At 59.6% G+C, this 24,693-nt stretch carries 19 protein-coding genes; 3 read left to right on the top strand and 16 right to left on the bottom strand.

The features are described from left to right. Positions 1-2: 2 nt before the first annotated feature. The 3 genes from LHU53_RS19885 to LHU53_RS12875 are packed head-to-tail and all read right to left on the bottom strand — an operon-like array spanning position 3 to position 2,564. Complete coding sequence (locus tag LHU53_RS19885) at positions 3-1,154, bottom strand: ATP-binding domain-containing protein (RefSeq protein ID WP_227333060.1); 1,152 nt, start codon at positions 1,152-1,154, stop codon at positions 3-5. Further along, entirely contained in the window at positions 1,151-1,426 is a 276-nt protein-coding gene (locus tag LHU53_RS12880; protein ID WP_227333059.1) for a hypothetical protein, read from the bottom strand. Before LHU53_RS12880 ends, LHU53_RS19885 begins: the two co-directional genes overlap by 4 nt. Beyond that, the gene (locus LHU53_RS12875) at positions 1,401-2,564 is read right to left on the bottom strand and encodes a protein kinase (RefSeq protein WP_227333058.1); all 1,164 of its coding nucleotides are present in this window, start codon (positions 2,562-2,564) and stop codon (positions 1,401-1,403) included. The genes LHU53_RS12880 and LHU53_RS12875 overlap by 26 nt, the downstream gene beginning before the upstream one ends. Positions 2,565-2,792: 228 nt before the next feature. Between LHU53_RS12875 and LHU53_RS12870 the strand changes: the two genes are divergently transcribed. Next, positions 2,793-3,404: a YigZ family protein gene (locus tag LHU53_RS12870; RefSeq protein WP_227333057.1), complete on the top strand. Its 612-nt coding sequence runs from the start codon at positions 2,793-2,795 to the stop codon at positions 3,402-3,404. A 348-nt stretch (positions 3,405-3,752) separates the two neighbouring features. Here the strand turns inward: LHU53_RS12870 and recB are convergent, their stop codons facing one another. The 8 genes from recB to LHU53_RS12830 form a co-directional block, all read right to left on the bottom strand. Next, a complete protein-coding gene (recB, locus tag LHU53_RS12865) occupies positions 3,753-7,328 on the bottom strand; it encodes an exodeoxyribonuclease V subunit beta (RefSeq protein ID WP_227333056.1) in 3,576 nt (1,191 codons plus the stop codon). A gap of 26 nt (positions 7,329-7,354) precedes the next feature. Further along, complete coding sequence (recC, locus tag LHU53_RS12860; protein ID WP_227333055.1) at positions 7,355-10,861, bottom strand: exodeoxyribonuclease V subunit gamma; 3,507 nt, start codon at positions 10,859-10,861, stop codon at positions 7,355-7,357. Between the two features lie 606 nt (positions 10,862-11,467). Then, positions 11,468-12,037 (bottom strand): MBL fold metallo-hydrolase, encoded by a 570-nt coding sequence (locus LHU53_RS12855; RefSeq protein WP_370632295.1) that lies wholly within the window; start codon positions 12,035-12,037, stop codon positions 11,468-11,470. Next, positions 12,034-12,591: an MBL fold metallo-hydrolase gene (locus LHU53_RS12850; RefSeq protein WP_227333054.1), complete on the bottom strand. Its 558-nt coding sequence runs from the start codon at positions 12,589-12,591 to the stop codon at positions 12,034-12,036. Before LHU53_RS12850 ends, LHU53_RS12855 begins: the two co-directional genes overlap by 4 nt. Positions 12,592-12,671: 80 nt before the next feature. Beyond that, positions 12,672-13,721: an NAD(P)-dependent alcohol dehydrogenase gene (locus tag LHU53_RS12845; RefSeq protein ID WP_227333053.1), complete on the bottom strand. Its 1,050-nt coding sequence runs from the start codon at positions 13,719-13,721 to the stop codon at positions 12,672-12,674. A gap of 31 nt (positions 13,722-13,752) precedes the next feature. Beyond that, positions 13,753-14,094 (bottom strand): cyclophilin-like fold protein, encoded by a 342-nt coding sequence (locus LHU53_RS12840; protein WP_227333052.1) that lies wholly within the window; start codon positions 14,092-14,094, stop codon positions 13,753-13,755. Positions 14,095-14,340: 246 nt separating this feature from the next. Continuing rightward, positions 14,341-15,564 carry an MFS transporter gene (locus LHU53_RS12835; RefSeq protein ID WP_370632294.1) on the bottom strand — a complete coding sequence of 408 codons (1,224 nt, stop codon included), beginning with the start codon at positions 15,562-15,564 and terminating at the stop codon, positions 14,341-14,343. Positions 15,565-15,575: 11 nt separating this feature from the next. Then, entirely contained in the window at positions 15,576-16,667 is a 1,092-nt protein-coding gene (locus LHU53_RS12830; RefSeq protein ID WP_227333051.1) for an alpha/beta hydrolase, read from the bottom strand. Positions 16,668-16,790: 123 nt separating this feature from the next. Here LHU53_RS12830 and LHU53_RS12825 point away from each other — a divergent pair, with 123 nt between their 5' ends. Continuing rightward, positions 16,791-17,696, top strand: a complete 906-nt coding sequence (locus tag LHU53_RS12825; RefSeq protein WP_227333050.1) for a LysR family transcriptional regulator — start codon at positions 16,791-16,793, stop codon at positions 17,694-17,696. 417 nt (positions 17,697-18,113) lie between these two features. Here LHU53_RS12825 and LHU53_RS12820 read toward each other — a convergent pair whose 3' ends face one another. The 4 genes from LHU53_RS12820 to LHU53_RS12805 form a co-directional block, all read right to left on the bottom strand. After that, a complete protein-coding gene (locus LHU53_RS12820; RefSeq protein WP_227333049.1) occupies positions 18,114-18,464 on the bottom strand; it encodes a helix-turn-helix domain-containing protein in 351 nt (116 codons plus the stop codon). Beyond that, a complete protein-coding gene (locus LHU53_RS12815) occupies positions 18,451-18,783 on the bottom strand; it encodes a type II toxin-antitoxin system RelE/ParE family toxin (protein ID WP_227333048.1) in 333 nt (110 codons plus the stop codon). The genes LHU53_RS12820 and LHU53_RS12815 overlap by 14 nt, the downstream gene beginning before the upstream one ends. A 56-nt stretch (positions 18,784-18,839) precedes the next feature. Further along, positions 18,840-22,181 (bottom strand): PAS domain S-box protein, encoded by a 3,342-nt coding sequence (locus tag LHU53_RS12810; protein WP_227333047.1) that lies wholly within the window; start codon positions 22,179-22,181, stop codon positions 18,840-18,842. A 330-nt stretch (positions 22,182-22,511) separates the two neighbouring features. After that, positions 22,512-22,895 carry a hypothetical protein gene (locus tag LHU53_RS12805; protein WP_227333046.1) on the bottom strand — a complete coding sequence of 128 codons (384 nt, stop codon included), beginning with the start codon at positions 22,893-22,895 and terminating at the stop codon, positions 22,512-22,514. A gap of 135 nt (positions 22,896-23,030) precedes the next feature. On the opposite strand from LHU53_RS12805, the gene LHU53_RS12800 reads away from it, so the two are divergent. Beyond that, the gene (locus tag LHU53_RS12800; protein WP_227333045.1) at positions 23,031-24,236 is read left to right on the top strand and encodes a multidrug effflux MFS transporter; all 1,206 of its coding nucleotides are present in this window, start codon (positions 23,031-23,033) and stop codon (positions 24,234-24,236) included. 53 nt (positions 24,237-24,289) lie between these two features. Here LHU53_RS12800 and LHU53_RS12795 read toward each other — a convergent pair whose 3' ends face one another. Then, positions 24,290-24,523 (bottom strand): hypothetical protein, encoded by a 234-nt coding sequence (locus LHU53_RS12795; protein ID WP_227333044.1) that lies wholly within the window; start codon positions 24,521-24,523, stop codon positions 24,290-24,292. Positions 24,524-24,693 lie beyond the last annotated feature (170 nt).

Here is a 24,693-nt window from a genome sequence, read left to right as displayed (position 1 = left end):
GGTTATACCTTACCGAAGAGCTGTTTCTTAGTGACGGGGGCTTTGGGCGGAGAAGCATTTTGTATCGCCGACTCTAGGTATCCAGGAATTGACTTATGCCAATACATTGTTAAAGAAGTTTTAGCACGTGTAATTCCAGTATATATAAGCTTTTTTTGAACACCACCCATGCGACAAAGGTAGTCAAGACCGGCAATGTGCAATGCGCGAAACTCTAGTCCTTTAGCCGCAGTAAGGGTGGATAGCCAAATGGGAAAAGTTGGGTCAAAGTTCCTTGAATTGGCCCGTGTAATGCTAGTACCCAAGCCGGCACGAACCAGTCCGGTATGCACGGCATCTAATTCTTCATTGCGAGGGCATAGGATTCCAATAAGCTCATCTGGGTACGCAAACCTTTGGTCATTAATCTGCGCAACCATCGCAGAAATTTGGTCATCAAGCGAGATTCCGCCTTTTGGTAGAAAAGTCGATGGGTAATCACTCTCCGTGTAGTTGGTGTGCATTTTCAGAGGAATGTAACCCGGTGTGTTCTTGAATATCCCATCAGCAACACGACATATCGCCATTCCATTGAGAAAATGAAACGTCAGTTGATGAACTTGGTCCGTACATGCCCGAAGTGCTTCGGTGCAGTCTTCAACGTTATAAATTTTCTGTCGAGAATCAGCAGTCGCGATGAACACCTCCGTTAGGCTCCGCATCAGCCTGATTTCCTGTGGTGAGTAGTCTTGTGCCTCGTCCAGTAACAGTGCTTCAAACTGCTTTCCGACTCGACCTGCATCAACTAACTCTTGCAGTTGGTTCGCTCGTGCGACTCTGGCGTCATTAAGGTCAAGATCTTCACCATCAACTCCCAGACCCTCAGCGCGCAAAATGTCGTTAAAAAGTTTAGCGTGCGTAACGATTTTTTCGTTTGGAAAGTCGTATTGAGACCCACCAAGTTGAATGAATTGCTTTAGCAACGATCCGAAAACAACGATATGTAGGTTTGGACGATCACCAAGGTAGAACTGATTGGCTCGAAGGAGAAGCAAATTAGTTTTCCCACTGCCCGGTGGCCACTTAATCAAAAGATTTTTGTCTTCATTAATATCCAGAAGTTTTGCTTGTTCAGGAACAAGCTCATCTTCATCTTTCCACCAAGTATCACTCACAAGACTCCCTCCTTAATAGCTAGGCTGACGACCTCTCCCTCAATAGGCACTATGCTCTGCTCAGTGCGCGTGTAAGCGTCATCAAGCGCGGTAAGAAACACCCCTTCAAGAGTTGGGCTATCAAGCAGTTGTTTAAGCTCACCAACTTGTATTGTTTCAGGAGTTGGTAACTCATCTGTTGGAATTTCGTGTTCGGTCCAAGTTGCCGCTGCCTCAGCACGAAATATTAGCCTTCCTGAGTTTTCATCAATCAATACAACGCGAATGAGCACAGCAATCCTGAATTGAAGTCCTTTTTTTTTCATCTTTTTCAAAGTGAATATATGTTTCGCACACACCCTGTTCAACATTCTTCACTGACTGAGTTGTACGCAGGGGAAAAGCCTGAATATCATTCAGTAGTGCCGCAATCCGAGACTCAATCCGATTACAGACATCATCCAACTCTTTTTTACTCAGCCTGTGATTTCTATCCGTAGACTTACTTGGAGCAACTGCCTGATAATATTTTTGTCGAGCAGCAATCCGGTCACGTGTTGAAGCAAGCGAGGAATCATCTATGCTGAGCGATTGAAATCGCTCCCATGTGACAAGTGCTGTACGTGTCGTCGGATTCTTAATTAAACAGTGGTTTGCCAAGGCAACACACTTGGCGCTTTCAGCGTGTATTACTGGAATATTTTCGTTTACTGCCTTAACAAGGAGTGAAAATGGCTCCGTATCCTCCTCAAACAAGACCCGTTTCATCAGCAAATCATGCAGGACTGCTCCTAGCTGATAGAAAGTGATTGCGCGCCAGCCTTCCAGCGTGTCTTCTTTTTTACGCTGAAGAAACTCGGGAGAACTGTAACGCAGCGTTCCGATAAATGATCGTTGATCAATATCAGTTAAGTTGGAAATTCCGATTGGCCGTAATACACCAAGATCAAGAAGTACCGCTCTCGTGAAATCAGGAGATACGGCAATATTCTCAGGCTTAATATCACGATGAGCCAGATTCCGATCTTCTAGAAACCGCGCTGCTGATGCAACCTGCGCAATCAAGGTGAGAATTCTCTCCGCAGGTACGTGCAGCAGTAAGTCGTGTAAATTTGAATACTGGAGGCGTTCCATTACGACGTATAAGTGCCCAGTTTCCGGACAATCGCCACCGTCAAGAATACTCACAAGGTTTGGATGAGAGGCCCCGATGAGACTCTTTTCCCGCATGATTCGTTCGATTTGGGTTGTTCGACCATATCGCTCAACGAGTTCAGGGTGGAAGACTTTTATTGCACCGATCTCAACTCCGCGTGTGCAAGCCATTACAACGGCTGATTTACCTTTACCCAATAAACTATCGATATACCATCCAGAAATGCTTTTCCCAATAAGACTGCTGATCAATATTCGCGCTTGTGTTGAGTCCATTTTCACCCTGAGAAAAAGTTATCGTGCTTTTTCCCAGAATATACATCTAGTCAAACGAAAAAGCCCAGCACGGCATCCACATCAGGCAAATAGTTTTTTGGGAAAATCCAGCCAGACCGGGGAACCGTTTACATCCCATACCGCTGACCACCGTGGCATTGGTAACACCAACCATAAGCTAAGTGCTCAACACCCACAGCGAAAATGTCCGGCATCCTTACAACTCCCATGCCCCAATCCCTCACCACCCCCAGCACCAGCGAACTGCTGATCAAAAAGAGCCGCTTCATCGGCTGCGTGCAGCCCGTTGCGGATCGGGCAGCGGCGCAGCAGGTGGTGGCTGCGTTGCGTTCGCAGCACCCGGCGGCGGCGCATGTGTGCTGGGCGCTGCTGGCGGGCGGGCACTCGGCGGCGGTGGACGATGGCGAGCCAAGCGGCACGGCCGGGCGGCCGATGCTGGAAGTCTTGCGCCACCAGGATCTGGACGGCGTGTTGGCCACGGTGGTGCGCTACTACGGCGGCGTCAACCTGGGTGCCGGTGGCCTGGTGCGGGCCTACACCGACTGCGTTGCCCAGGCGTTGCTGGGCGCTGAAAAGTCACCCATCGTGCGGCTGATCACCCTGCGCTGCGCCGTGCCCTATGCGCTGGAAGGTTTGGCCCGCCGTGAGTTGCAAGCCGCAGGCGGCACGCTGGGCCCGGTGCAGCACAAGACCCAAGTTGAAATGACCTTCACCCTGCCCGAGCCTGCGGCGGCCTCGCTGGTCGCCAAGCTCAATGAGGCAGGTCATGGGCAGATGCGTTGGCTGGGGTTGGACGAGGGGGCTGAGGGACTGTGGTGAATGGTATGCAATGGGAATGCAGCTGCCCCGTGCGGTTTCCTCTGAGTACAACGCACGCTATTGAGTTAATAGCTGCTTACGCAAGTGGAAAAGGGCTATCGGCCAAAATGACATATGAGTTCACGACTCATGAAGCGCCATCCGTTTGAAAACCTTGAATCAATCGCGGGCCGCCACTTTGAAGGTTTTGCTGGATCACCGTGAGGTCATCATCGAATCGCTGATGGACCGTGACTTGGCATCTGTAGAAATCGTTCCAGCTTGACACTTTGTCCATTGCGCCGATTCAGTGCTACCAGCCCCGACTGGCCAGTTTGGCGCCCAGCATGCTGACCAGGACTGAACGCTTCAATCAATATCCTGCCGATCCAGCGTCGGTGATCGGGAAAACACCTCATCCAGCGCCTCGATCAAAGCCACGGGCGGGCTCACATGCAGCAGGCCGCAGCCAGGCTGATCAATGCCGCGCAGGAACAGGTACAGGGCGCCGCCCAGATGCTGGGCCGGGTCGTAGTCGGGCAAACGGCTTTTGAGCAGCCGGTGCAGCGCCAGCAGGTACAGGGCGGCCTGCACGTCGTAACGGTGTATCAGCATGGCCTGCTGCAGGGCCTCGGGCAGGTAGGCCGTCAGGCGGTTGGACTTGTAATCCAGCACGTAGTAGCGCCCCTGGTGCAGCAGCACCAGGTCCATGAAGCCGGTCAACATGCCTTGTAGCTGGCGGTGTTGCAAGGCTGGGCGGGCCTGGCCGGGCCAGATCTGGCGGGTGATCAAGGCATCCAGCGCCTCGCTGGCCAGGTGGTGCACCGGCAGGCTAAAGCCCATTTCGGGCCACATGTCCTGTACCTTGATGTCACTTAAATTGATAGCTGTCTGCCCTTGATTTATGAGGGCTAGAGGCAGATTTGACTTCAAAATCAAGTTGACCCAAGTCTCCAGCAGCGCGCTATGTGTGGGGCTCAGGTGGTGGCGCTGGCTTAAGCGCGCCAGCAGGGTTTGCCATGGCTGGGCCAGCGGGGACGGGTCAGCGTCTGTGGCAGCAGGCCAGCCGTGGACCGCCTGCCACTCCAGCAGGTCGTGCAACAAGGTGCCATAACGGCTGCCCGCCGGGAAGTCGTTAAAACGTGGCGCCTCGCTCAGCAGGTCGGCCCCTGTTGGGTTCGCGATGCGCTGGTCCTCTTCAAGCAGCAGGCTGTCGGTCTGGGCGTCGAGCAGGCGTTCATCCCGCTCGCTGGGCAGCGTTGCAGACGCGCCGTGTGCCAAGTCGCGCGTGAGTGCGCTGAAACTCGCACTCCACCAGCGGTTGTAGATCAGCCGCTGCGGCACCCGGGCGCTCTGCGGCTGTTTGACCTCAACCACCGGTTGGTAGACGTCGTCAGTGGGCTCGGGGGCGGTCAGCACCGCGATGTGTTCCCCGGCCCAAGCTTGCAACTTATCCCACAAATCGTCTGGCGTGCTGCGCCCGAGCAGACTGGAGATGGCACTTTTGACCTGAGGCGTTTTGCCATCCAGATCACCCTTGACCTGGGCCACACCCAACCACAACGCTTGTTTGGCGCGCGTCAGCGCCACGTACAGCAGGCGGATGTCTTCACTGAGGCGCTCGGCGTCATCGCGGCCACTGTCTTTGTCCTCGGCGCGGTAGAGCGAGATGAAGGGCAAAAACACCAGCGGGTACTCCAGCCCCTTGGATTTGTGCAGCGTCACCACCTGCACCAGATTGGCGTCACTCTCCAGCCGCAGCTGCGCGGCCTCGCCACTGGCCTGCGGGCGGCGTAACTGCTCCTCCAGGTAACGGATCAAGGCGCCCTCACCTTGTACCTGAAGGCTGGCCGCTTGCAACAGCTCACCCAGGTGCAGCAGGTTGGTCAGTGCACGTTCACCCTGCGCCGGGTCTTGCAGCAGGCGTGTTGCCAGGCCCTGGTCGTGCAACAGCCGGTACAACATTGGCAAAAAGCCCTGGGCGCACCAGATGCGTTGCCATTGCAAAAACTGCTCGACCAGGGTGTCCCAGGCCGCCTCATCAGCCAGCAGCGTGTCGAGTGCACCCCAACTCAGCGACCATGTGGGGGTGGCCAAAGCGGCGCGTACCAATCGGTTGGAACCCGGGCTGGCCACTGCACGTAACAAACGCCACAAGTCCTTGGCCTGCTGGCTGGCGAACACGCTGTTGCGCTCGGACAGGTAGACGCTGCGCACACCACGTTGTGACAGCGCCTGGCGAATCGCGTCGGCCTCGTTCCAGTTGCGCACCAGCACCGCCATGTGACCACTTTGCGCGGCGCCACTTTGCAACAGCGCCACCATCTGGCTGGCAAACACGTCGGCCATCTGGCTCAGAAAATCGTCTTTGGTCGGGGTTCTGGCAAACGGCAGATGCCACACCGTCATTGCCACCTGGGGCTGGCCTGCCACCTGCAGCGGTTGGATGCTGGGGTTGCGCGCATCCACCTTCACAAAAGGCACACTGCCAAAAGGCTGGTGCGCTAACTCAAACACCCGGTTCACCGCCGCCACCACACCCGTCGTGGAGCGGAAATTGCCCGGCAGGTTGTAGATGCCTCGGGCCTGCTCACGCGCCAGCAGGTAGGTGGCCAGGTCGGCGCCGCGAAAGCTGTAGATCGCCTGTTTGGGGTCACCAATCATGATCAGGCCGGTGTCTGATGAAGAAATCAGGCTGTAGCCCTCGTCTTCATTGGGCAGATCGCTATAAATTTTGCGCAAACTGCCAAACTGCCAGGGGTCGGTGTCCTGGAACTCATCGACCAGCGCCACCGGATACTGGGCACGAATCGCGCTAGCCAGCCGCCCATCGGGCGCCTGCAGTGCGTGGTAGAGGTTTTGCAGCAGGTCAGAAAAGTCAAACTGCGCGGCCTGCGCCTTGGCGCACTGATAACTGCGTTGCACCTCTTGCGCGGCATGGGTCAACAAGTCGGTCACCACATCGGGCTCGGCGCTCAGGTGCTCAGCCAGGGTTTCCAGTTGGGCAAACACCGGCCACTGGTCAGCCGTTGCCCAGCCTTTGGCCACCAGGGTGCGGGTGGTGAAACGCTCCAGCGTGGCCGGGTCAATCTCGGCGCCCTGCGCCCAGTCGGCCATCTGGGCCAGCCAGCCGCTTAGCCAGTCCGGGCGGTAGTTTTTGAGTGTTTTTGCGGCTGCCACATCCTGCACGGCCTGGGCCACTTCAGCAGTCCAGCCCAGGCGTGCCGGGCTTTCCAGTTCCACACGGCGTTGTTGCCAAGTTGCCCAGCGTGCCAGCAACACATCAGGCGGGGTGGGTGCTGTCCCCAACGTTTGTGGGGCGCGATCGAATTCGCGCCAAAGCGCCTTGAGTTTGTCGAGCAGGGCCTGCGGGGTGTCACCCACGGCTTTGAGTGCGGCCAGGGTCTGGGCATCGAGCGCGTAAAACCAGCGGCGCCAGTAGTCTTGTGTGGCCACCAGTTGCAGGCGTTCACCGTCCTCAACCCGGTTCTGTGTGAACAGGCTGGCGCTGTCAAACGCATGGGTTTTGAGCATGCGGCTGCTCCAGCCGTGGATGGTGAAGATGGCCGCGTCGTCCATCCACTGCGCCGCCATGTCCAGCCGCTGGGCACAGACTGGCCAGTGTTCGGGGGCGATGCTGGCGCGCAAATCACACAAAAAGCCATCGACCTTGGTCTCATCACCGGTCAAGAAAAACCGGGCTGATAACGCCAGCCGCTCGCGGATGCGTTCACGCAATTCAGCGGTGGCGGCTTCGGTGAAGGTCATCACCAGGATTTGCGGCGGGTACAGGCCGACACCGGGTTGTTCTGAATCGGCGGTGTGGCCCAGCACCAACCGCACATAGAGCGCGGCCAGCGTCCAGGTTTTGCCGGTGCCCGCCGAGGCCTCGATCAGCTGCAGGCCATGCAGCGGCAGGGTCAAGGGGTTGAGTGTGTGTGTCACGGGCGATGTCGTGTTGGGAATGCTGCTCATGCCGCCACCCCCGTGCTCACCTCGGCCTGGGCCAGCAGATCACCATAGAGCTGCTGCGCCCAGTGTGGCAAGGCTTCTGCCAGATCGTCATAACTCGAAAAGGCGCGCTGCAGGTAGGCTGACTCGGCGCGTTCACCCCCACGCTGGCCTCCTTCAAAAGCGTCGCGGGTGGCCTCGTGCGAGTCTTTGGTGGGTTTGCCTGCGACCAGCAGCGCCTGGTTTTGGCGCTCGGCCAGCAGGTAGGCCCAGGCGGTTTTGCAGGCGACTGGCAGCGGTTGTGCCCAGGCTTGGGCATAGGCTTGTCCCAGGCGGCTCAGCGTGGCCAAGGCGGCGTTGGCTGCCAGCGGGCGAAACACCACCTGGCCGTCGACCCCGAGCTGCACACTGGTGATGTGGAGCCCACTGGCACAAGCCACCAAGTGCCGCAGCCACAGGCCCACCAGCACATGGTGACGCGCGGCCAGATTGGTGCCCCGGCCTTGCAACACGGCGCCGGTGCGTTCGGCCAGCTGCAGGCACGGTGCGTCGTCGCCCTGCCCCTGCGACCACAGGCCACTGAGCGTGCCGGTCAGGGTCAACCCCGCAGACAAGTTCAGCTCAATCGGCACAGCGTCCAGCACCACCGGGTACGCCTGCAACCAGGTCGCGCGGGACATCAGCACGGTCTGCGCCTTGTCCATCAGCTCAGCCGCCACCCGGTTGCCAAAACCCGCCAGCGGCAGCTGGCCAGCGGCGTACAGGCTGCGCAGGGCCACAGCGCTGCCATCGGCTTGCAACAGCGCCGCACCGGCCTGGTACTGCTGCAGGTGGTTCAGGGCAAAAGGTTCGTCTTCCTGCTCCAGCTCGTCCAATTCATCAAAATCGACCTGCAGCCGCTGGCGGAAAAACACTTCGACCGGCTGACGCAGCAGGCGTTGTATGTCGCCCAGTGTCAGGGCGCTGGGGGCCGCACTGACCGCTGTTGCCTCAGTCACTTCACTATTTATAGCTACCAGCCGACGATTCATCAGGGCTAGAGGCCGAATCTTCTCCCAATCGGCGTCAAAGGTCTGAAATCCCGAACCGGCCTCAAAGTAAGCCTCAGAAAACGGTTGTAGCGGTTGCGCCTGCGGCACCCGCTCGGGTGACCAGCTGGCGTTGACCACATCCAGCAACTGCGCCACCAGCACCGACGGTGGGCGGCTGCTGTTGTCGGCCGCGCTGTGGCCTTGCCAGCTGATGTAGAGCTTGTGGCGCGCCGACAGCAGTGCCTCCAGAAACAGGTAACGGTCGTCCTCGCGGCGCGAGCGGTCACCGGCGCGCCAGCTGCTAGCCATCAAATCGAAATCGCGCGCGGCCTGCACACGTGGGTAGGCGCCGTCGTTCATGCCCAAGAGGCCAATCACCTTGAATGGGATGGCGCGCATCGGCATCAGAGTGCCAAACTGCACACCGCCGCCAAAAAATCGCTGCTGCAGACCGGCCTCGGTGATGTTGGCCAGCCAGTGTTCACGCACCACCTCCAGCGGCAGGGGGGTGTCCAGCGCTGCGTCATCACAGGCTTGTTGCCAGTCGGCCAGCGGGGTGAGCAGGCGCTCGATGGCGCGCTCATCCGCGTCGTCGGCCGGGGCAAAAAAGCGTTCGACCAGGGTTTGCAAAAGTTGACCCCACTGCGCGGGCGTGTGTTCCAGCTGCAAGATGGGCAAAGTCTGTTCAATGGCATCCAGCCAGTCCAGCAGGCCTGCTGCCAGCGGTGCGTCCAAGCCACTGAGTGCCGGCTGCGCTAAGGTATCGCACCAGATCGCGCCGCTGGTGGCATCCTGCTCAGGCAGCGCCCCGGTGCTGCCCAAGGCGTAGCCCAGCAGCAGGCGGCGCAGGCCAAAGGCCCAGGTGTTTTGCGCCAGACCCTGCGCGCCCGCAGGCAGACCCCAGGCCAAGCGGTGATTGGCGTCCAGCCCCCAGCGCACACCGGCGGCGCTCAGCCACTGCTGCACCTGGCGCACGTCGGCTTCGTCCAGGCCAAAACGCTCGCGCACGGCGGCCACCTCAAACAGGCCGAGCCAGTCGGCCAGCGAGAGGCGGCTATTGGGCAGGTTCAGCAACTGCTCCAGCGCCTGCACCAGCGGGCTCAAACGGGGGGTGCTGTCGGCCACCGAGTACGGGATGTACCGCGGCTGGCCCGGCGTGAAGCGGCCAAACACCGCGTGGATGTGCGGCGCAAACGCCGCCATGTCGGGCACCATCACCATCACCTCACGCGGCTGCAGGGCGGGGTCGGCCTCCAGCCAGGCCAGCAGCTGGTCGTGCAAAACTTCGAGCTCGCGCTGGGCGCTGTGGCAGGTGACAAACAGCAGCGAGCCGTCGTCCGGCTGGGCCAGCGGCACAGCGGGTGGTGGTGTCAGGTTAAAGATGGCCGACTGCAGCTGCGCCAGCTGGGTGGCGGGCGTTTCCCTGTCAGCCGGGTCCACAAACACATCGACCCGGCTCCAGTGCGCGCGGTAAGACTCGGGCTCGTCAAAGCCGTCGAGCAGATGCAAATAATCACGCCCCTGTTTACCCCAGGACGCCAGCAAGGGCTGGGCGGTGCTGGCTGGCAGCGCGGAACTGACCGCCTGTTGCGGTTTTCCCAACTGCCTGCGGCGCACCTGGGCGCGCAGGGCCGCGTGGCCCTCGACCACATCACCCCAGAAATACTGACACGGGTTTTGCACCAACAGCATCACCTGGCACACCTGACCCAGCGCCGCCAGCGCTTGCACCGCCTGCATCGGCAGGGAGGAAATACCAAACACCATCAAACGGCGCGGCACACCGGGTGGGCGCTGGCCGCTGTTCCCGCTGCTGACCCACTGCGTCAGCGCCGCCAGAAAACGTTCATGCACGCTGGCACGAGAGGCTTCCATCAACTCAGGGCCCACATCGGTGCGGATGTCGCGCCACAGCTGGGCCTGCCAAGCGTGTTCAGGCGGCAGCGGCTGCGGCGCACCCAGAGGGCCGCGCAACTGGTTCAGGCCATCGGCCCAGTCGGCCAGCCAGTCGGCGCGGTAACTTTGGTAGGCGTCCAGCACGTCGGCCAGTTGTTCGGCCAGCTGGTAGAGCTTGCGCGCCGGGTTGTCGCCCGACAGATAACGCTGCAACGGGGCGTACACCGGGTTGCTGACGCACAGCGCGGGCAGCAGGCGCACCAGCCGCCAAAGCAGCGCGCTTTTGTCGAACGGCATGTGTTCAGGCACCGCGTCGGCCCCCAGCACCGCGCGGTACATCTGCCACAGGTAGCTGCTGGGCAGTTCCATGCGGGTGGCGGCACAAATGCCCAGGGCGCCGTCCTGGGCCAGCGCCAGCTCCAGCCAGTGTTTCATGCCGTTGCTTTGCAACAGGATGACCTCGGGCTCCAGGGGGCTGAGCGGGTGCGCCGCCACATAACTCACCAACAGGTCGCGCAGGTCCTCCAGCCGGTTGCCGTGCAAGACCATGAAACCGCGTGGGCTGCCAGGGTCGGTGGCTGGGTTGGCGGGAGGGTTCACATCAGGATTCAACATGTTGGCGATACGGGGCGGGTGGCGACAACGAGTGTAGTGAGGTGGGCTGCGGGTTTGCCCTCGTTGAAGCGTCAGTTTCTGTGTTTGAGCCGAGGTATCTGCGTCGTTGAGCCCTTGGTTCGCGTGGCGCCAGGAGGGCGGCAGGCTTACCGTTCTCCGGCCCCTAGCGGGAGACTGCGTCGGCTAACTTGCTATCGGAGTGTTGCGACTGGCGGTGGTGCGCCACCTGCTTCATCACGCAAATGGGTTCTGCGCCCGGCAAGCCCACCACCCGCCTTCAGTGGCATGGAATGCACCGCAGGTCAGCTTCTGGCTTTTGCTGACCTTCGACTTTTCCACCTGGTGGCTCCAGACCAGCCGTTCGGTTGAGCTTGGAAGGTGCCGCAACATGGCGTAGATTTCAATGACGGGAATACCTAGATAGACCCTTACCGGTAGTTGGGTTTACCAAACTGCCAAAACCAAACCAGCCGCCCACATACACCTTGCACGGTAGCGATGCGGCCATTTTTTCACAAACAGGCGGAGCGAGGCTTAATCAGGACCGGAGTTTGTAACGCGAAGAATCGTCTTGACCAGCTCCTGAGCAGCTTACCGTGTGCTGGTGACTGCCTCCCACCATGGCATAAACGTTTGTGCACGACCATTGAGATAGATCGGTCGGCCGATTTCTGGTGTCCATAACGCATAGCTTCGCCCTTGGCTGGCGGCGGTGATGCGTTTGAAAGGGTCATCCCAATCATGGGGCGAGATAGAGAAGCGCCCGACATGCGCAGGCGTCAGCGCACGGGCCCGCAGCTCTCCAGCCGCCTGGGCGGCCTGATCCGGGTTCATGTGAACGTTGGCCCAACGCGGATCGTATTGGCCTGCATCCAGCGCCACCCAGTCGAACGGGCCCAAGCGTTGGCCAAGCTCGGCGAAGTGCGGGGCGTAGCCTGAGTCGCCGCTGAAAAAAATCCGGCGTTGCGGGGTCACCAGCGCAAAACCCACCCACAAGGATTGGTCGCGGGTCAGCGCGCGCCCGGCGTAATGGCGTGCTGGGGTAACGTGGATCTGCAACTGGGCAACGGGTTGAAGGCTGGCGTACCAGTCCGCCTCTTGCACAGTTCGCTTGTCGTAACCCCAGGACTCAAAATGCGCACCCACGCCCAGCCCCGTCACGACCTGCTTGACCTTGGGCTGCAGCGCCTGGATGCTGGGGGGTCGTAATGGTCGTGCGTGATCAGCAGCAGGTCGATCTCGGGCATGTCATCTGCCGCATAGATGCTGGTGCCATCAAAAGCCTGGTTGACCAGCGGCACCGGTGCGGCGGTGCTGCTGAACACCGGGTCGATCAGGATTCGTTGCCCGCCGAGTTGCACGAAGTAGGACGAGTGGCCCAGCCAGATCACCAGGTCCTGCTGGGCATCCAGCGCCTTCAGGTCGGTCTTGATCGCTGGAATCGCGCCCGGTGAACGGGGCTGGCCCTTCTTGCCAAAAAGGGTTTCCATCCACATCGACCACTGGGATTGGTCGGTGGTCAGCCTCGGTGAGTCAATCTGATTACGAAACACGCCTTGGACGAAATGAGGCGACTGCGCCACGTCTGCCAGCCGAGCGCCCTGGTGCAGTTGCCCGAACAGCGGGTGCTGCAGGTAGGCGGCGGTGGCCAGGGCAGACAGGGTAATCACGGCGACAGGGGCTTTGAGCAGGCGCATGCGGGTATGGACGACCATTCAGGAACTCTGAGAGCACCCCGTGCCTCCAGGAAAGAGACCGCGCAAGCCCTTGCATTCGGCCTGGGAGGGTTGGCTGGTTAAACGGCCAGCGTCGCGCAGTCGATGACAAAGCGGTATTTCACGTCGCCCTTGAGCATGCGCCCATAGGCTTCGTTGATCTCATCCATGCGGATCATTTCAATGTCGGAGACGATGCCGTGCTCGGCGCAGAAATCCAGCATCTCTTGTGTCTCGGGAATGCCGCCGATCATCGACCCGGCGAGGCTGCGGCGCTTCATGATCAGGTTGAACACGTTGGGCGACGGATGTGGCGTGGCTGGCGCACCCACCAGCGTCATCGTGCCGTCGCGCTTGAGCAAGACCAGAAAGGCATCCAGATCATGCGGTGCGGCCACCGTGTTCAGAATGAAGTCGAAGCTTTTGGTGTGTTGGGCCATTTCGTCGGCGTTGCGCGAGACCACCACCTCATCCGCTCCCAGCGCCTTGGCCGCGTCGCGCTTGGACTCCGAGGTGGTGAAAGCCACCACATGTGCACCCATCGCGTGTGCCAGCTTGAGGCCCATGTGGCCCAGGCCACCGATGCCCACCACGCCGACCTTCTGGCCAGGGCCAACCTTCCAATGCTTCAGCGGCGAGTAGGTGGTGATGCCTGCGCAAAGCAACGGTGCCACCGCAGCCAATTGCGCTTCGGGGTGGCGGATGCGCAGCACATAACGCTCGTGCACCACAATCTGCTGCGAGTAGCCGCCCAACGTGTGGCCGGGCGCGTCCGGGGTCGGGCCGTTGTAGGTGCCGACCATGTGGTCGCAGTAGTTCTCCAGGCCGTCATCACAGTCCTCACAGTGCTGGCAGCTGTCAACGATGCAGCCAACGCCCACCAGATCACCCATCTGGACGCCTGACACATGTGCGCCCAGGGCCGACACGCGGCCCACTATTTCGTGGCCGGGCACGCACGGGTAAAGCGTGCCCGGCCACTCGGAGCGCACTTGGTGAAGGTCTGAGTGGCAGACGCCGCAGTAAGCGATGTCGATCTGCACATCGTGTGCGCCAGGTGCGCGCCGGGTGATGTCGATGGGTTCGAGGGGTTGGTCACCGGCATGGGCGCCGTAGGCTTTGATGGTCATGGTGTGTTGTCCTTGGTTGGATAAAAATGAATTACTTTTTGGAAAAATGGATCCGCACCGCTTGCTGGCCAAGCGCCTGCGCCAAGCCTTCGGGGTCGTCCACACGACCCAGGCGGGTATAGGCATACGAGGTGTCGAAGCTCAGATAAAAAACAACCAGGGTGCTTGAACCGTAGAGCATCAGGTCACCCTGGCGGATCGTTCCCGGTCGGCTCGCACTCACCGGCAGCGCTTTGGGCAATTCGGCATGTTTTTCATTGCCGTTGAGGTCCGCCATGTTGAGGATCAGCGGCAGCTGCGCCGCGAAGGCACGGGCAGCGGCATTGTTGGTCAAGGTGATGGCAAAGCGACGTTCACCGACAGTCATCCACATGCGTGATTCCTCCGGGTTCAGCGCTAGTGCACCAGCATCTGCGACAGCCAAAGTGCGTGGGCTGGGAACGGGTGGCTGCTCGGCGTCACAAGTGCCGCCGAGCACCAGCAGGCCGAGTATCAAGCCAAAGCCCCGCAGTTGACACCAGGCTCGGAGATGTTGGATCTTGTTGGCGAAGGGGCGCTGGCCGATGCAGGCGCGAAGGCTGCTGATTGTCAAAACATGTCTCCTTGTTCTGAGTGTGGCTTAGGCAAGCCTTGGCGTGGGCGAACGCGCGGTCAGAAAAGTCAGGAAGGCCGCCAGCAACAGCAGAACTGCGCTGGCCACAAAGGTGCTCTGGTAACCGCTCACATCGAACAACCAACCACCGATGGCGGAGCCCAAGGCAATGGCCAACTGGATCACGGCAACCATCAGCCCACCCCCTGCTTCTGCATCCTGCGGCAAGGTTCTTGCCAACCAGGACCACCAGGCCACCGGTGCTGCGGTGGCCACCAAACCCCAGACAGCGAGCAGTGTAGCCACCACTGCAAGTTGGCTGCCAAACAGGCTGAGTGCCACCGCGATGGCAGCCATCAGGATCGGAATACCGATCAAGGTGCGATAAAAGTCCCATTTCAGGACGGAACCAATGGCGGTGGTGCCAATGAACCCGGCGACACCCATCGTCAGCAACACCAGCGAGAGCGTGGCGACATCCACACGGGTCACCGTCTCCAGAAATGGGCGCAAGTAAGTGAACAATACAAACTGCCCCATGAAGAAGGTGCTGACCGCCAGCATCCCCACAGCAAGCACCGGAAGCTTGAACAGTCTGAAGACGTTGCCGGAGCCCGCCGGGCGAGTTTGAGTCGGCATGGACGGCAGGCTGACCCCCTGCCAGACAAAAGCGATCAAGGCCACCGGCACCAGGCAGAAAAACGCCCCGCGCCAGCCGATGACCGAACCCAGGTAACTGCCCAACGGGGCGGCGATGACGGTCGCCAGTGCGTTGCCACCATTAAAAATGGCCAGGGCGCGCGGGACCAAAGAGGCCGGCACCAACCGCATTGCGGTGGCGGCGGACAGAGACCAAAACCCACCAATGACAACGCCAATCAGCGCCCGACCGACTATGTAGATCAGGTAGTTCGGGGCCAGCGCCACCACCGCCCCGGAGACTGCCATCAGCGCGGTCAGCCCCAGCAACAGTGTTTTGCGGTTCATGTTGCCAGCCATCGCCAATATCGACAGACTCGTGAGCACCGCGAACGCGCCAGAGATGGCAATGCCCAGCCCAGCCTGCCCTTCGCTCACCCGCAGATCGCGCGCCAGCGGTGTCAGCAGACTGACCGGCATGAACTCCGAGGCAATCAGTGCAAAAACGCACAGCGCCATGGCAAAGACGCCACCCCACTTGGCGGGCTGTGCTGCCGATGTGCCCCAAACGGGGCCATCCACTGTGGTGACCCCACTTGCTTGTGCTGTCATGAAAGTCGCGTTTATGCCAGGTTCTTCTTGTAGAACGCGTTGAGCTTGTCCCAAGGGATGAGGTTGACGCGGTCATACAGGTCCACGTGGCCCGCTCCCGGCACAAGCACCAGCTCCTTGGCGGGGCCAGCCAGTCGATAGGCCTCTTCGCTGAACTCCTTGGAGTGGGCCTGGTCACCCGTGATGAACATCATCGGGCGCGGCGAGATGGTTTCAATGTCGTTGAACGGGTAAAAGTTCATGAACTTGATGTTGCTGGTCAGCGTGGGGCGCGTCGTCGTTTCAGTCGATGCACCCGCAGGTGTGAACTCGCCGCGTGGGGTGCGGTAAAAGTCAAAGAACTCGCGTTGAATGGGGTGTGTTTTTTCATTCAACACAAGGTCTGTACCGCCGGTGTATTGGGTTGCGCCGCCCGTGAATTCTGCATAACGCTGCTGGGCCGCATCGGCAATGATTTGCTTGCGTTGTTCAAGCGTCAGCGAGTGGTTCAGCGCGTTGCGGTTGGCTGCGCCCATGTCGTACATGCTGACCGTCGCGATGGCCTTCATGCGCGGGTCGATCTTGGCCGCGCTGATGACAAAGCTGCCACTGCCGCAAATGCCAAGAACACCGATACGCTCCCTGTTCACAAACGATTGAGTACCCAGGAAGTCCACCGCCGCGCTGAAGGCTTCGGCGTAGATATCAGGCGAGACCAGGTTTCGCGTCTGGCCCTCGCTCTCGCCCCAGAATGACTGGTCGATGGCCAGGGTGACAAAGCCTTGCTCTGCCAGTTTCTGCGCATACAGGTTCGAGCTTTGCTCTTTGACCGCACCCATCGGGTGGCCGACGACGATCGCCGGATGTTTGGCGTTGCGATTGAGGTCCTTGGGGGTGAACAGGTTCCCGACCACCTTCATCTTGTACTGGTTGTTAAAAGCCACCTTTTGCGTCGCCACTTTCTCGCTTTTGAAAAAGTTATTGGCGCCATTGGACATATCTGACACGGGCTTGTTGTCCGCCGCAAAAGCGGCGCTGCTGGCAACAGACAGAACACCCAGCGCAGCCACGCTGGTGCCAGCTGTTTTGAGGAATTCACGACGGTCGGATGCTTGCTTGGTCATGTTGATATCTCCATGGGTGTTGACATGGCGGGTATCTTCGCCAACGCAGACAACCTTGACTAGCTAATGAATGCTTAATGGGCATATTAGCCATACTAATTAATAGCCAGGTAAAAATGGGGCATGGTGAAACGAAACCTCAACGATCTTTTGTACTTTGTCACGGTGGCACGAGAAGGCAGCTTTACCCGTGCGGCTGCACTCTTGGGTGTGACCCAATCGGCGCTGAGTCAAGCGATCAGCGGCCTGGAGCAAAAACTCGAAATCCGGCTGCTCACACGCACAACGCGCAGTGTGTCCCCCACGGCTGCTGGAGAGCGGCTGTTGCAGGCCATCGGCCACCGTTTTGATGAGATCGAAGCGGAAATGGACGTATTGACAGCGTTGCGCGACAAGCCCGCTGGCACCGTGCGAATGACCTGTGGCGATCACATCGTGCGAACGACGTTGCTGCCAAAGCTCGTCCCGTTGTTGAACGAGTTCCCCGATATCAAGATCGAGTTTGACATCAACTATGGCTTCAGAGACATCGTGGCAGATCGTTTCGATGCGGGCGTGCGCATGGGCGACACCATTGACAAAGACATGATTGCGGTACCGATCGGCCCGAAGCTACGCATGGCTGTTGTGGCCTCACCTGCGTACTTCACCAAGCATCCCGCACCCAAAACGCCTGTTGACCTGGTGGCGCACCGCTGCATCAATATGCGCTTTCCAACGCATGGCGGTTTGTCAGTCTGGGACTTTGAGCGCCGGGGCAAGAAATTGAATGTTCGCGTGGATGGCCAGATGGTGCTCAACAGCACACCCCACATCGTGTTCGCGGCGCTGGAGGGGTTGGGTATGGCCTACCTCCCGGAAGAGGAGTTCTCGCCGCACATCGAGGAGGGGCGACTGGTTCGCGTCCTGCTGGACTGGTGTGCCCCCTTTGAAGGCTACTACCTCTACTATCCAAGCAGGCGACAGCCATCGCCCGCTTTCACGCGTGTGGTGGATGCCCTGCGTTTTAGCGAGGGCAAACGTGAATAGAGCAATGTCTGCCACGAAAGGCTGCTGCACGGACACAACATCTTGAAATTGGACTTCTGGATACCGGTCACTGGTGACTGACTCTTTACGCTGCACACCTGCCATCCAACATCCAAAGCAACTATCTCCCAAAAAATAGAAAAATATGCCAAAAGCCCTTGTCTGAAAAGGTTTAACCGCTATCAAAATAATTCAATACTCACAACCATCATCAAGGCCAGCACCCGTTAGCGATTGACCTCCACGCAGGCGATCAGTTGGATATTTTGTTCGGCCAGCGGTCGATCAGTGCGCTGGACTCCAGCATCTGCTGGTGCAGCTCGGCCACCGACAACTGCCGCTGGTTCACCTATGCCAAGCCGACAGCCCAGTTGCCAGACCGTGGTCGTTCAAATGATTGGACTGGGTGCCTTTACGTCAAAGTTCAGCGGTGCGCGTAGCAGCGCGACTGCTGGTGCGCCCCGTTGAATTTTTCACTGACCGATTATTTCGGACCAGCCGGACCTCCAAGCTACAACCCAAGGCCTCAGCATACTTGGACAGGGTTGCCAAAGACGGTGAATGTTTTCCGCGCCCTGATTCCATCCGGGCCACCGCAGACTGCGTGGTGCCGATTTTTTCTGCCACTTGCGCTTGAGTCAGACCTTGTGCAGCACGGGCTTTCAGGAATTCATCCAGCAGCGCAAATTCGCTGCTCAGCTTGTCGTATTCGGCCTTGACCTCGACATTGCCAAGGGCTTGGGCACGCATTTGTTTATGTGTCAACATCTTTCCACTCCTTCATGCGCTTGCGCGCGAGGGCCAATTCTTTGGGCGGGGTTTTGTCCGTTTTCTTCACAAACTGATGGAGCATGACAATTTTTCGGCCCACCAGCGTGCAATAAAACACCCGCCCAATACCTTCACGCGATTTCAGGCGCAGCTCAAACAGACCTGCGCTCATCGCTCGCGTGTGCGGCATTCCCAGATCAGGACCAAACACCATCATGCGATCTGTGCAGTGGAAATACCTTGCCAAGATTCCCGCAGGCAAGCCGAGTACCTCCGCCTGCAGCTTTTCGTCGTGATATTTGATGTCCCAGGCCATGCTCAATATAGCATATTTGATATAAATTCAAGACTCTGAATGACAGCCACCACCCATCAACCCCGCCTCTCCAAATAGGTCAGCAATGACGAAAACAGCAGCCCTGGGGCCACCGGTTTGATTAGCACGTCGTCCATGCCGGCCTCCAGGCAGCGCGCCCGGTCCTCATTGAAGGCATTGGCGGTCATCGCCAGGATGGGGATGTGCTGGTAGTTGGGCAGCATTCGGATCTGGCGTGTGGCCTCCAGGCCGTCGAGGATTGGCATCTGCATGTCCATCAGCACCAGGGCGTAGGTCGCCATCGTGGCCCGCTCGATGGCCTGCATCCCGTCTTCGGCGGTGTCCACGAGCAGGCCGACAGACTCCAGCAGGTAACGCGCCAACTCCAGGTTGATCGGCTCGTCATCAACAATCAGGATGCGTGCACCTTGGAAGTGCTCGCGGATCAGGGTTTCGGGGTCGCCAGCGGCTGCCGGTGCAGCCAGGGTCTTGCGACGCTCCTGGCGCAGCAGGCGGGCGGTGAACCAGAAGCTGCTGCCAGCGCCGGGCACACTCTGCACACCCGCCTCACCCCCCATCAGTTCAGCCAGCCGTTTGGTGATGACCAGCCCGAGCCCGGTGCCGCCGTATTTGCGGGTGGTCGAGTTGTCGGCCTGCTCAAAAGAGTTGAACAGCCGGGGCAGTGCTTCGGGTGCAATACCAATCCCCGTGTCCGTGACCTCAAAACGCACACGCACCCATTGGGCTGTTTCTTCGAGCTTGATGGCCCTGATGGTGACTGTGCCGTTGTCTGAAAACTTGATGGCATTGCTGACGTAGTTGAGCACCGCCTGCTGCAAGCGTGTTGGGTCGCCGTGCAAGTCGGCCGGGAAAGCGTCGGCGCTCACCTCGAGCTTGAGTTTCTTTTCCTGCGCGGAGGCATGGGTGATCGACACCACGTTCGACAACAGGCCGGGAATGGTGAGCGGGACGTTTTCGAGAACAAAACTGCCCGCATCAATTTTGGACAAGTCGAGAATATCGTTGATGACATGCAACAGGTGCTCGCTGGCGATGTCGATCTTGTCGAGCCGGTCCGCCTGATCGGCGGTCAGGCCACCCCGGCGCAGCAGGTTGGCCATGCCCAGTATGGCGTTCATCGGGGTTCGGATTTCGTGGCTCATGTTGGCCAGGAAGCTGCTCTTGGCCAGGTTGGCCGCTTGCGCCGCGTCCCTGGCCAGCACCAGCGACTGGTTGGCCTGGTCCAGGTCGGCGGTGCGGGTGGCCACCAGCTCTTCCAGATGGTGGCGGTAACGCTCCAGTTCTGCGTCGTTGAGCCTGCGCTGGGTGATGTCGCGGTAGGCGCCATAACTTGTGCCATCGGGCAGCAAGATGGCGTTGATCTCAACCGGCACCAAGCTGCCGTCCTGGCGCTTGAGCAGGAGTTCGGTGGTCACACGCCCGGTATTTTTGAGCGCCACGAAGGTGTTCGCCGAGTGCTCGGTGTCCTCGGCTGGTGTGATGTCGGCCACCGACATGTGCAGCAGTTCGTCGTTGGTATACCCCAGCAGCTGGCGGGCTTGTTCGTTGACGTAGAGGAACTGGCCCTGCGCGTTGGAGATGAAGATGGCGTCGGCGGCATGGTCCAGCACACTTTGGTAGCGCGACTCACTCGCCCGCAGTGCCGCTTCAGCGGCTTTTTGATCGGTGATGTCCTGGATGGCGCCGTGTACCCAGACCACCTTGCCTTTTTCCACCACCGGCTCACCGATGGTGCGGACCCATTTGCGACGGCCTTTGGCGGTCAGCATCTCCAGCTCCAGGTCGTAGGGCTCGGCTTTGTCGATGAGCTTACGGATGGCCGCCTGGATCCGTTCGCGGTCCTGATCGCCGTAGTAGCTGAGGCCTTTGCTCACATCCACCGGGGCGTCTTCGGGCAAGTCGTGAATGCGGGCGGTCTCTGGCGTCCAGTTGCCCTGCCCTGTTACCGGGTCAAAAGCCCAGCCGCCGGTGTGCGACATGCGACTGGTGGCATTGAGCAGGGCTTCGCGCTCAGCCAGCGCACTCTCAGCAAGCTGACGCTCGGTCAGGTCGATGAAGGTAACGGCCAACGTGTGGTGCTCATCCACTTGCAGGTGGGTCAAAGCCATGTCGATGTGAACCAGGTGACCATCTTGATGCAGCACTGGCAAGTCACGCACAAAGTCTTTTTGACGCTCGACGGCCAACGCAAACTGCGCCATGACATGCGCCTGGTCCTCGGGGCGAAACAGGTCCGCAATTTTCTTGGCCAGAAATACACTGCGGCTGTAACCCAGCAAGGTCGACGCAACCGGGTTGACATCGGTGAGCCGCCGCGCTTGCGGGTCGACCAGCAGGATGGCGTTTGGAGAGTCCTCAAACAGGGCACGAAAGCGCAACTCACTCTGTGACAAAGCCATGCTGGCGGCCAGACGCCGCCTGAACTCTTTGCCAAAGGCCAGGGCCAGCACCACAAAAAGGACATAGAGAATCACTTTAGCGGCCACGACTGGATACCACTTCGCCAACAGGCTGTCGTATCGGGCCGTGATGACGATGTCCAGGCTGCTGCCACCGACCTTGCGAAAAACCGCGACGCGTTTGACGTTGTCTGTGACAGCGATGCCAAGATAACGCGTGGTCGGGCTGTCGGAGCGCAGGTAGAGCTGAAAAGCCTCGCCATGGGCGATGTTCTTGCCAATGTGCTTTTCGGGGTTAGGCAAGCGATAGAGGATGTCGCCTTGCAGCGTATGGACGGCCACCGTGTCGACCACATCGTTGGTCAGGACATCCTGAAAAATCGGTGCGAAGAAGTTGGGGATCAAAGTCGCGACCACCGCACCCTGAAACTCACCCTGCGGGCCACGGATGGCCCGCGACGCCACGATGATCCACCGTTTGGAGACCCCGACGAAGGGCCGCGAGATGTACATCCGGTCATAGTCTTGGGGCTGGGCATTCTGGTGGAACTGGAAGTACTCGCGCTGGGAATTATTGAAAGCGCGTATGGTCGCTACATCTTGCGGCGTTTGCAGGCTCTCTGCGGCCAGAACGCGGCCCGTTTTGTCAGTGGCGGTGATCGTCCTGACTTCGGGAAACTCTTTCAGAAAAGCGAGCTGATGTTGCGAAATGGCTTGTGCGGGCAGCGGCGGCTGGGCTTCCTGGTCTGCTGCCAGACTGCGCAGGCCCACATTCAATCCACGCAGAACACCACCCACCTGGTACTCGGCCAGACGTGCCTGGCGTTCGAGCACCTGATACTCCGTGGCCAGCAGTTCCTCGAAATCCTGGCGAATGACAGCAGCGGTGACCAGCCCGGCCAGAGCGAGCACCAGCGCCAGACCCTTCCATGATGAGAGGAATCGGGTTACCGAGCGTGATTCGCTGATTGCCTGCATTCACCTGCTCCCTAGAAATCACGGCCTGAGAAGATGTCACTGTGAACAACCCGGCGGGTCAATGCCCAGCCTGTTTCCTCTCAGTCCACGCCTACATGGCCAAGTACACCATCGTATAGGCTCACTACCCGGAAAACAAGGCACGCGGGCCACACAAGCTGTTGCGTGTGCCTGACGCTGCAGTTGGTACGCCTGGCCGATGCTCCCCAAGCAGGTCAACCCTTCCAGTCAGGTGGCAACAACCCCTTTTGACACAACACATGCCGCCTTCTCTGCAACCTCTACAAAAAAACGGGCTTCATCCCCTGGCATAACAGGGTCAAAAAGCGATCAAAACAGCTTGTAGGCCACCACCACAGCCAGCGCCACCAACACCACCGCCAGCGCCAGCACCCGTTTGCGATTGACCTCCACGCGGGCAATCAACTGGGTGTTTTGCTCGGCCAAGGAACCAATCAGCGCGCTGGATTCCAGCATTTGCTGGTGCAACTCGGCCACCGATGTCTGCAATTGCGTCACCTGCGCCTGCAGCGCGGCCACCGGCTCAGGCACATCCACCAGCGTGCCGGTCACAGGCGCAGCAGCAGCAGGCGCTGTCGGCTTTTTGCCAACGGTATTCCACAGTTTTTTGGCGCCGCTGGCCACCTTGGGCGCGTTTTCAATCACATCGCCCCACGGCACCATTTTCAGAACAGACAGCCATCCAATTGCCATGCAGACACCTCATTGATCAGAACAGGCGCCAAGTATCACCCAGCAACACTTTCCCAGGTGCATCACCGCCCATCTGCCCTAGCCCGCGCAAACACCGAGGCCATGTGCTGGCTCGTGGACAATCTGCGCTGCACCATGCCCCACCACGCCACCCACACCTCTGCCATGCCGCCCAGCCTGATCGTGCTGTTGCTCTCTCTCTTGTTGGGCCTGCAACCGATCACCACCGATTTGTACCTGCCCGCACTGCCAGCACTCACCGCCGAGCTGGGTGCGTCCATGGCGCAGGCACAACTGACGCTGACGGCGCTGCTGCTGGCGTTTGGCGGCTCGCAGCTGGTGTGGGGGCCGCTGTCGGACCGGTATGGCCGCCGCCCCATTTTGCTGGTGGGCATGGTGGCTTATGTGCTGGCGTCACTGGCCAGCAGCCTGGCACCCGGCATGGGCTGGCTGATCATCTGGCGCACACTGCAGGGCGCGGCCATGGGCGCCGGGGTGATGTGCGCCCGCGCCATCGTGCGCGATCTGTATTCACCTGTTCAGGGCGCCCGCGTGATGAGCAAAGGCCTGAGCGGGCTGGGTGTGATTGCCTGCCTGAGCGCGCCGCTGGGCGGTCTGGTGTCTGACCTGCTGAACTGGCGCTACGCCCTGCTGATGCTGAACGTGTTTTCTGCCGTGACGCTGGCGGTGCTGGCGCTGCGCTTTGAAGAAACCGTGCCGCGGAAAAATCCGAACGCCCTGCAGCTCGGTACCCTGATGGCCACCTGGCGGCAGATTCTGGGCAACCGCACGTTTCAGGCGTTTTCCGCGCTGACGGCTTGCTCTTACAGCGGCCTGTTCACCTTTCTGGCGGCGTCATCCTTTGTGTTTATCGGCGTCCTGGGCTTGAGCAAAACGCAGTATGGGTTGGTGATGTTTGTGAACTCGCTGGCCTACATTGGCGGCACGTTCATCTGCCGCCACTGGCTGCCGCAATTTGGTGTGCGCCGCGCGGTGGCTATGGCGGGCGGGTTGTCGCTCACCGGCGGCACGCTGATGGCGGTGCTCACCCTCATGGGCTGGGTCAATGTCTGGAGCATCATGCTGCCGCAACTGATCTTCATGATCGGTCACGGCATTCACCAGCCCTGCGGCCAGAGTGGTGCGGTGGGGCCATTCCCGCAGGCGGCGGGCGCGGCCTCGGCGGTGAATGGGTTCCTGATGATGGTGTGTGCCTTTGCCTGGGGCGGTTGGCTGGGCACCCACATGGACGGCACCGTGCTGCCGCTGACGCTGGGCGTGTGGTTCTGGAGCGGGTTGATTGCGCTGTCAGCCTGGACGCTGGTACACAAGCACGGCTGAGGCGGCCATCAGAATTCCCAAGGCGCCATCAGTTATTGCCAACGACTGCCCAACTAAAACTTTTGCGACGACGGGTCCTGCGGCGTGAGGTTGTGACGCTCGCACAATAATCTGACGACATGTTCGGCGAAACCGCGGATGTTTTCTGCCTCTGCGGGGCCGAGCGCCGTCCGGCCGGGTCTTGCTTCCTGGGTTGCCTTCTGAGGAGGGTCGCCGCGCCCCCCCACTTGATCACCAACGACACCCGAAGTGATTTGATTGTCCATGATGTATTTCGGTGTTTCCATTCAGACTGCGATTGAAGTGACTCAGACAAGTGCTTTTGGATGAGACAGACGCGGTCCAACATTCATGCCTGTCTCAAAAAACAGCCGGTTTAAGGCCTGAGGTCAATGATGCCTACAGGTGACACCCGAGACAATCGGGCAGTTCTGAAACTGACTAAGGAAATCCCTAT

Source organism: Rhodoferax sp. U2-2l, assembly GCF_020594515.1.
GTDB lineage: Bacteria > Pseudomonadota > Gammaproteobacteria > Burkholderiales > Burkholderiaceae_C > Rhodoferax.
Note: the sequence above shows the minus strand (reverse complement) of the source record. Positions and strands in the feature narration are given on the sequence as shown.

Coding starts and splice junctions, on each gene's coding strand:
- LHU53_RS12875 (WP_227333058.1), bottom strand. CDS start 2,564: ATGGACTCAACACAAGCGCGAATATTGATCAGCAGTCTTATTGGGAAA.
- LHU53_RS12870 (WP_227333057.1), top strand. CDS start 2,793: ATGCCCCAATCCCTCACCACCCCCAGCACCAGCGAACTGCTGATCAAA.
- LHU53_RS12850 (WP_227333054.1), bottom strand. CDS start 12,591: ATGGTCGTCCATACCCGCATGCGCCTGCTCAAAGCCCCTGTCGCCGTG.
- LHU53_RS12845 (WP_227333053.1), bottom strand. CDS start 13,721: ATGACCATCAAAGCCTACGGCGCCCATGCCGGTGACCAACCCCTCGAA.
- LHU53_RS12840 (WP_227333052.1), bottom strand. CDS start 14,094: ATGTGGATGACTGTCGGTGAACGTCGCTTTGCCATCACCTTGACCAAC.
- LHU53_RS12835 (WP_370632294.1), bottom strand. CDS start 15,564: ATGACAGCACAAGCAAGTGGGGTCACCACAGTGGATGGCCCCGTTTGG.
- LHU53_RS12830 (WP_227333051.1), bottom strand. CDS start 16,667: ATGACCAAGCAAGCATCCGACCGTCGTGAATTCCTCAAAACAGCTGGC.
- LHU53_RS12825 (WP_227333050.1), top strand. CDS start 16,791: ATGGTGAAACGAAACCTCAACGATCTTTTGTACTTTGTCACGGTGGCA.
- LHU53_RS12820 (WP_227333049.1), bottom strand. CDS start 18,464: ATGTTGACACATAAACAAATGCGTGCCCAAGCCCTTGGCAATGTCGAG.
- LHU53_RS12815 (WP_227333048.1), bottom strand. CDS start 18,783: ATGGCCTGGGACATCAAATATCACGACGAAAAGCTGCAGGCGGAGGTA.
- LHU53_RS12810 (WP_227333047.1), bottom strand. CDS start 22,181: ATGCAGGCAATCAGCGAATCACGCTCGGTAACCCGATTCCTCTCATCA.
- LHU53_RS12805 (WP_227333046.1), bottom strand. CDS start 22,895: ATGGCAATTGGATGGCTGTCTGTTCTGAAAATGGTGCCGTGGGGCGAT.
- LHU53_RS12800 (WP_227333045.1), top strand. CDS start 23,031: ATGCCCCACCACGCCACCCACACCTCTGCCATGCCGCCCAGCCTGATC.
- LHU53_RS12795 (WP_227333044.1), bottom strand. CDS start 24,523: ATGGAAACACCGAAATACATCATGGACAATCAAATCACTTCGGGTGTC.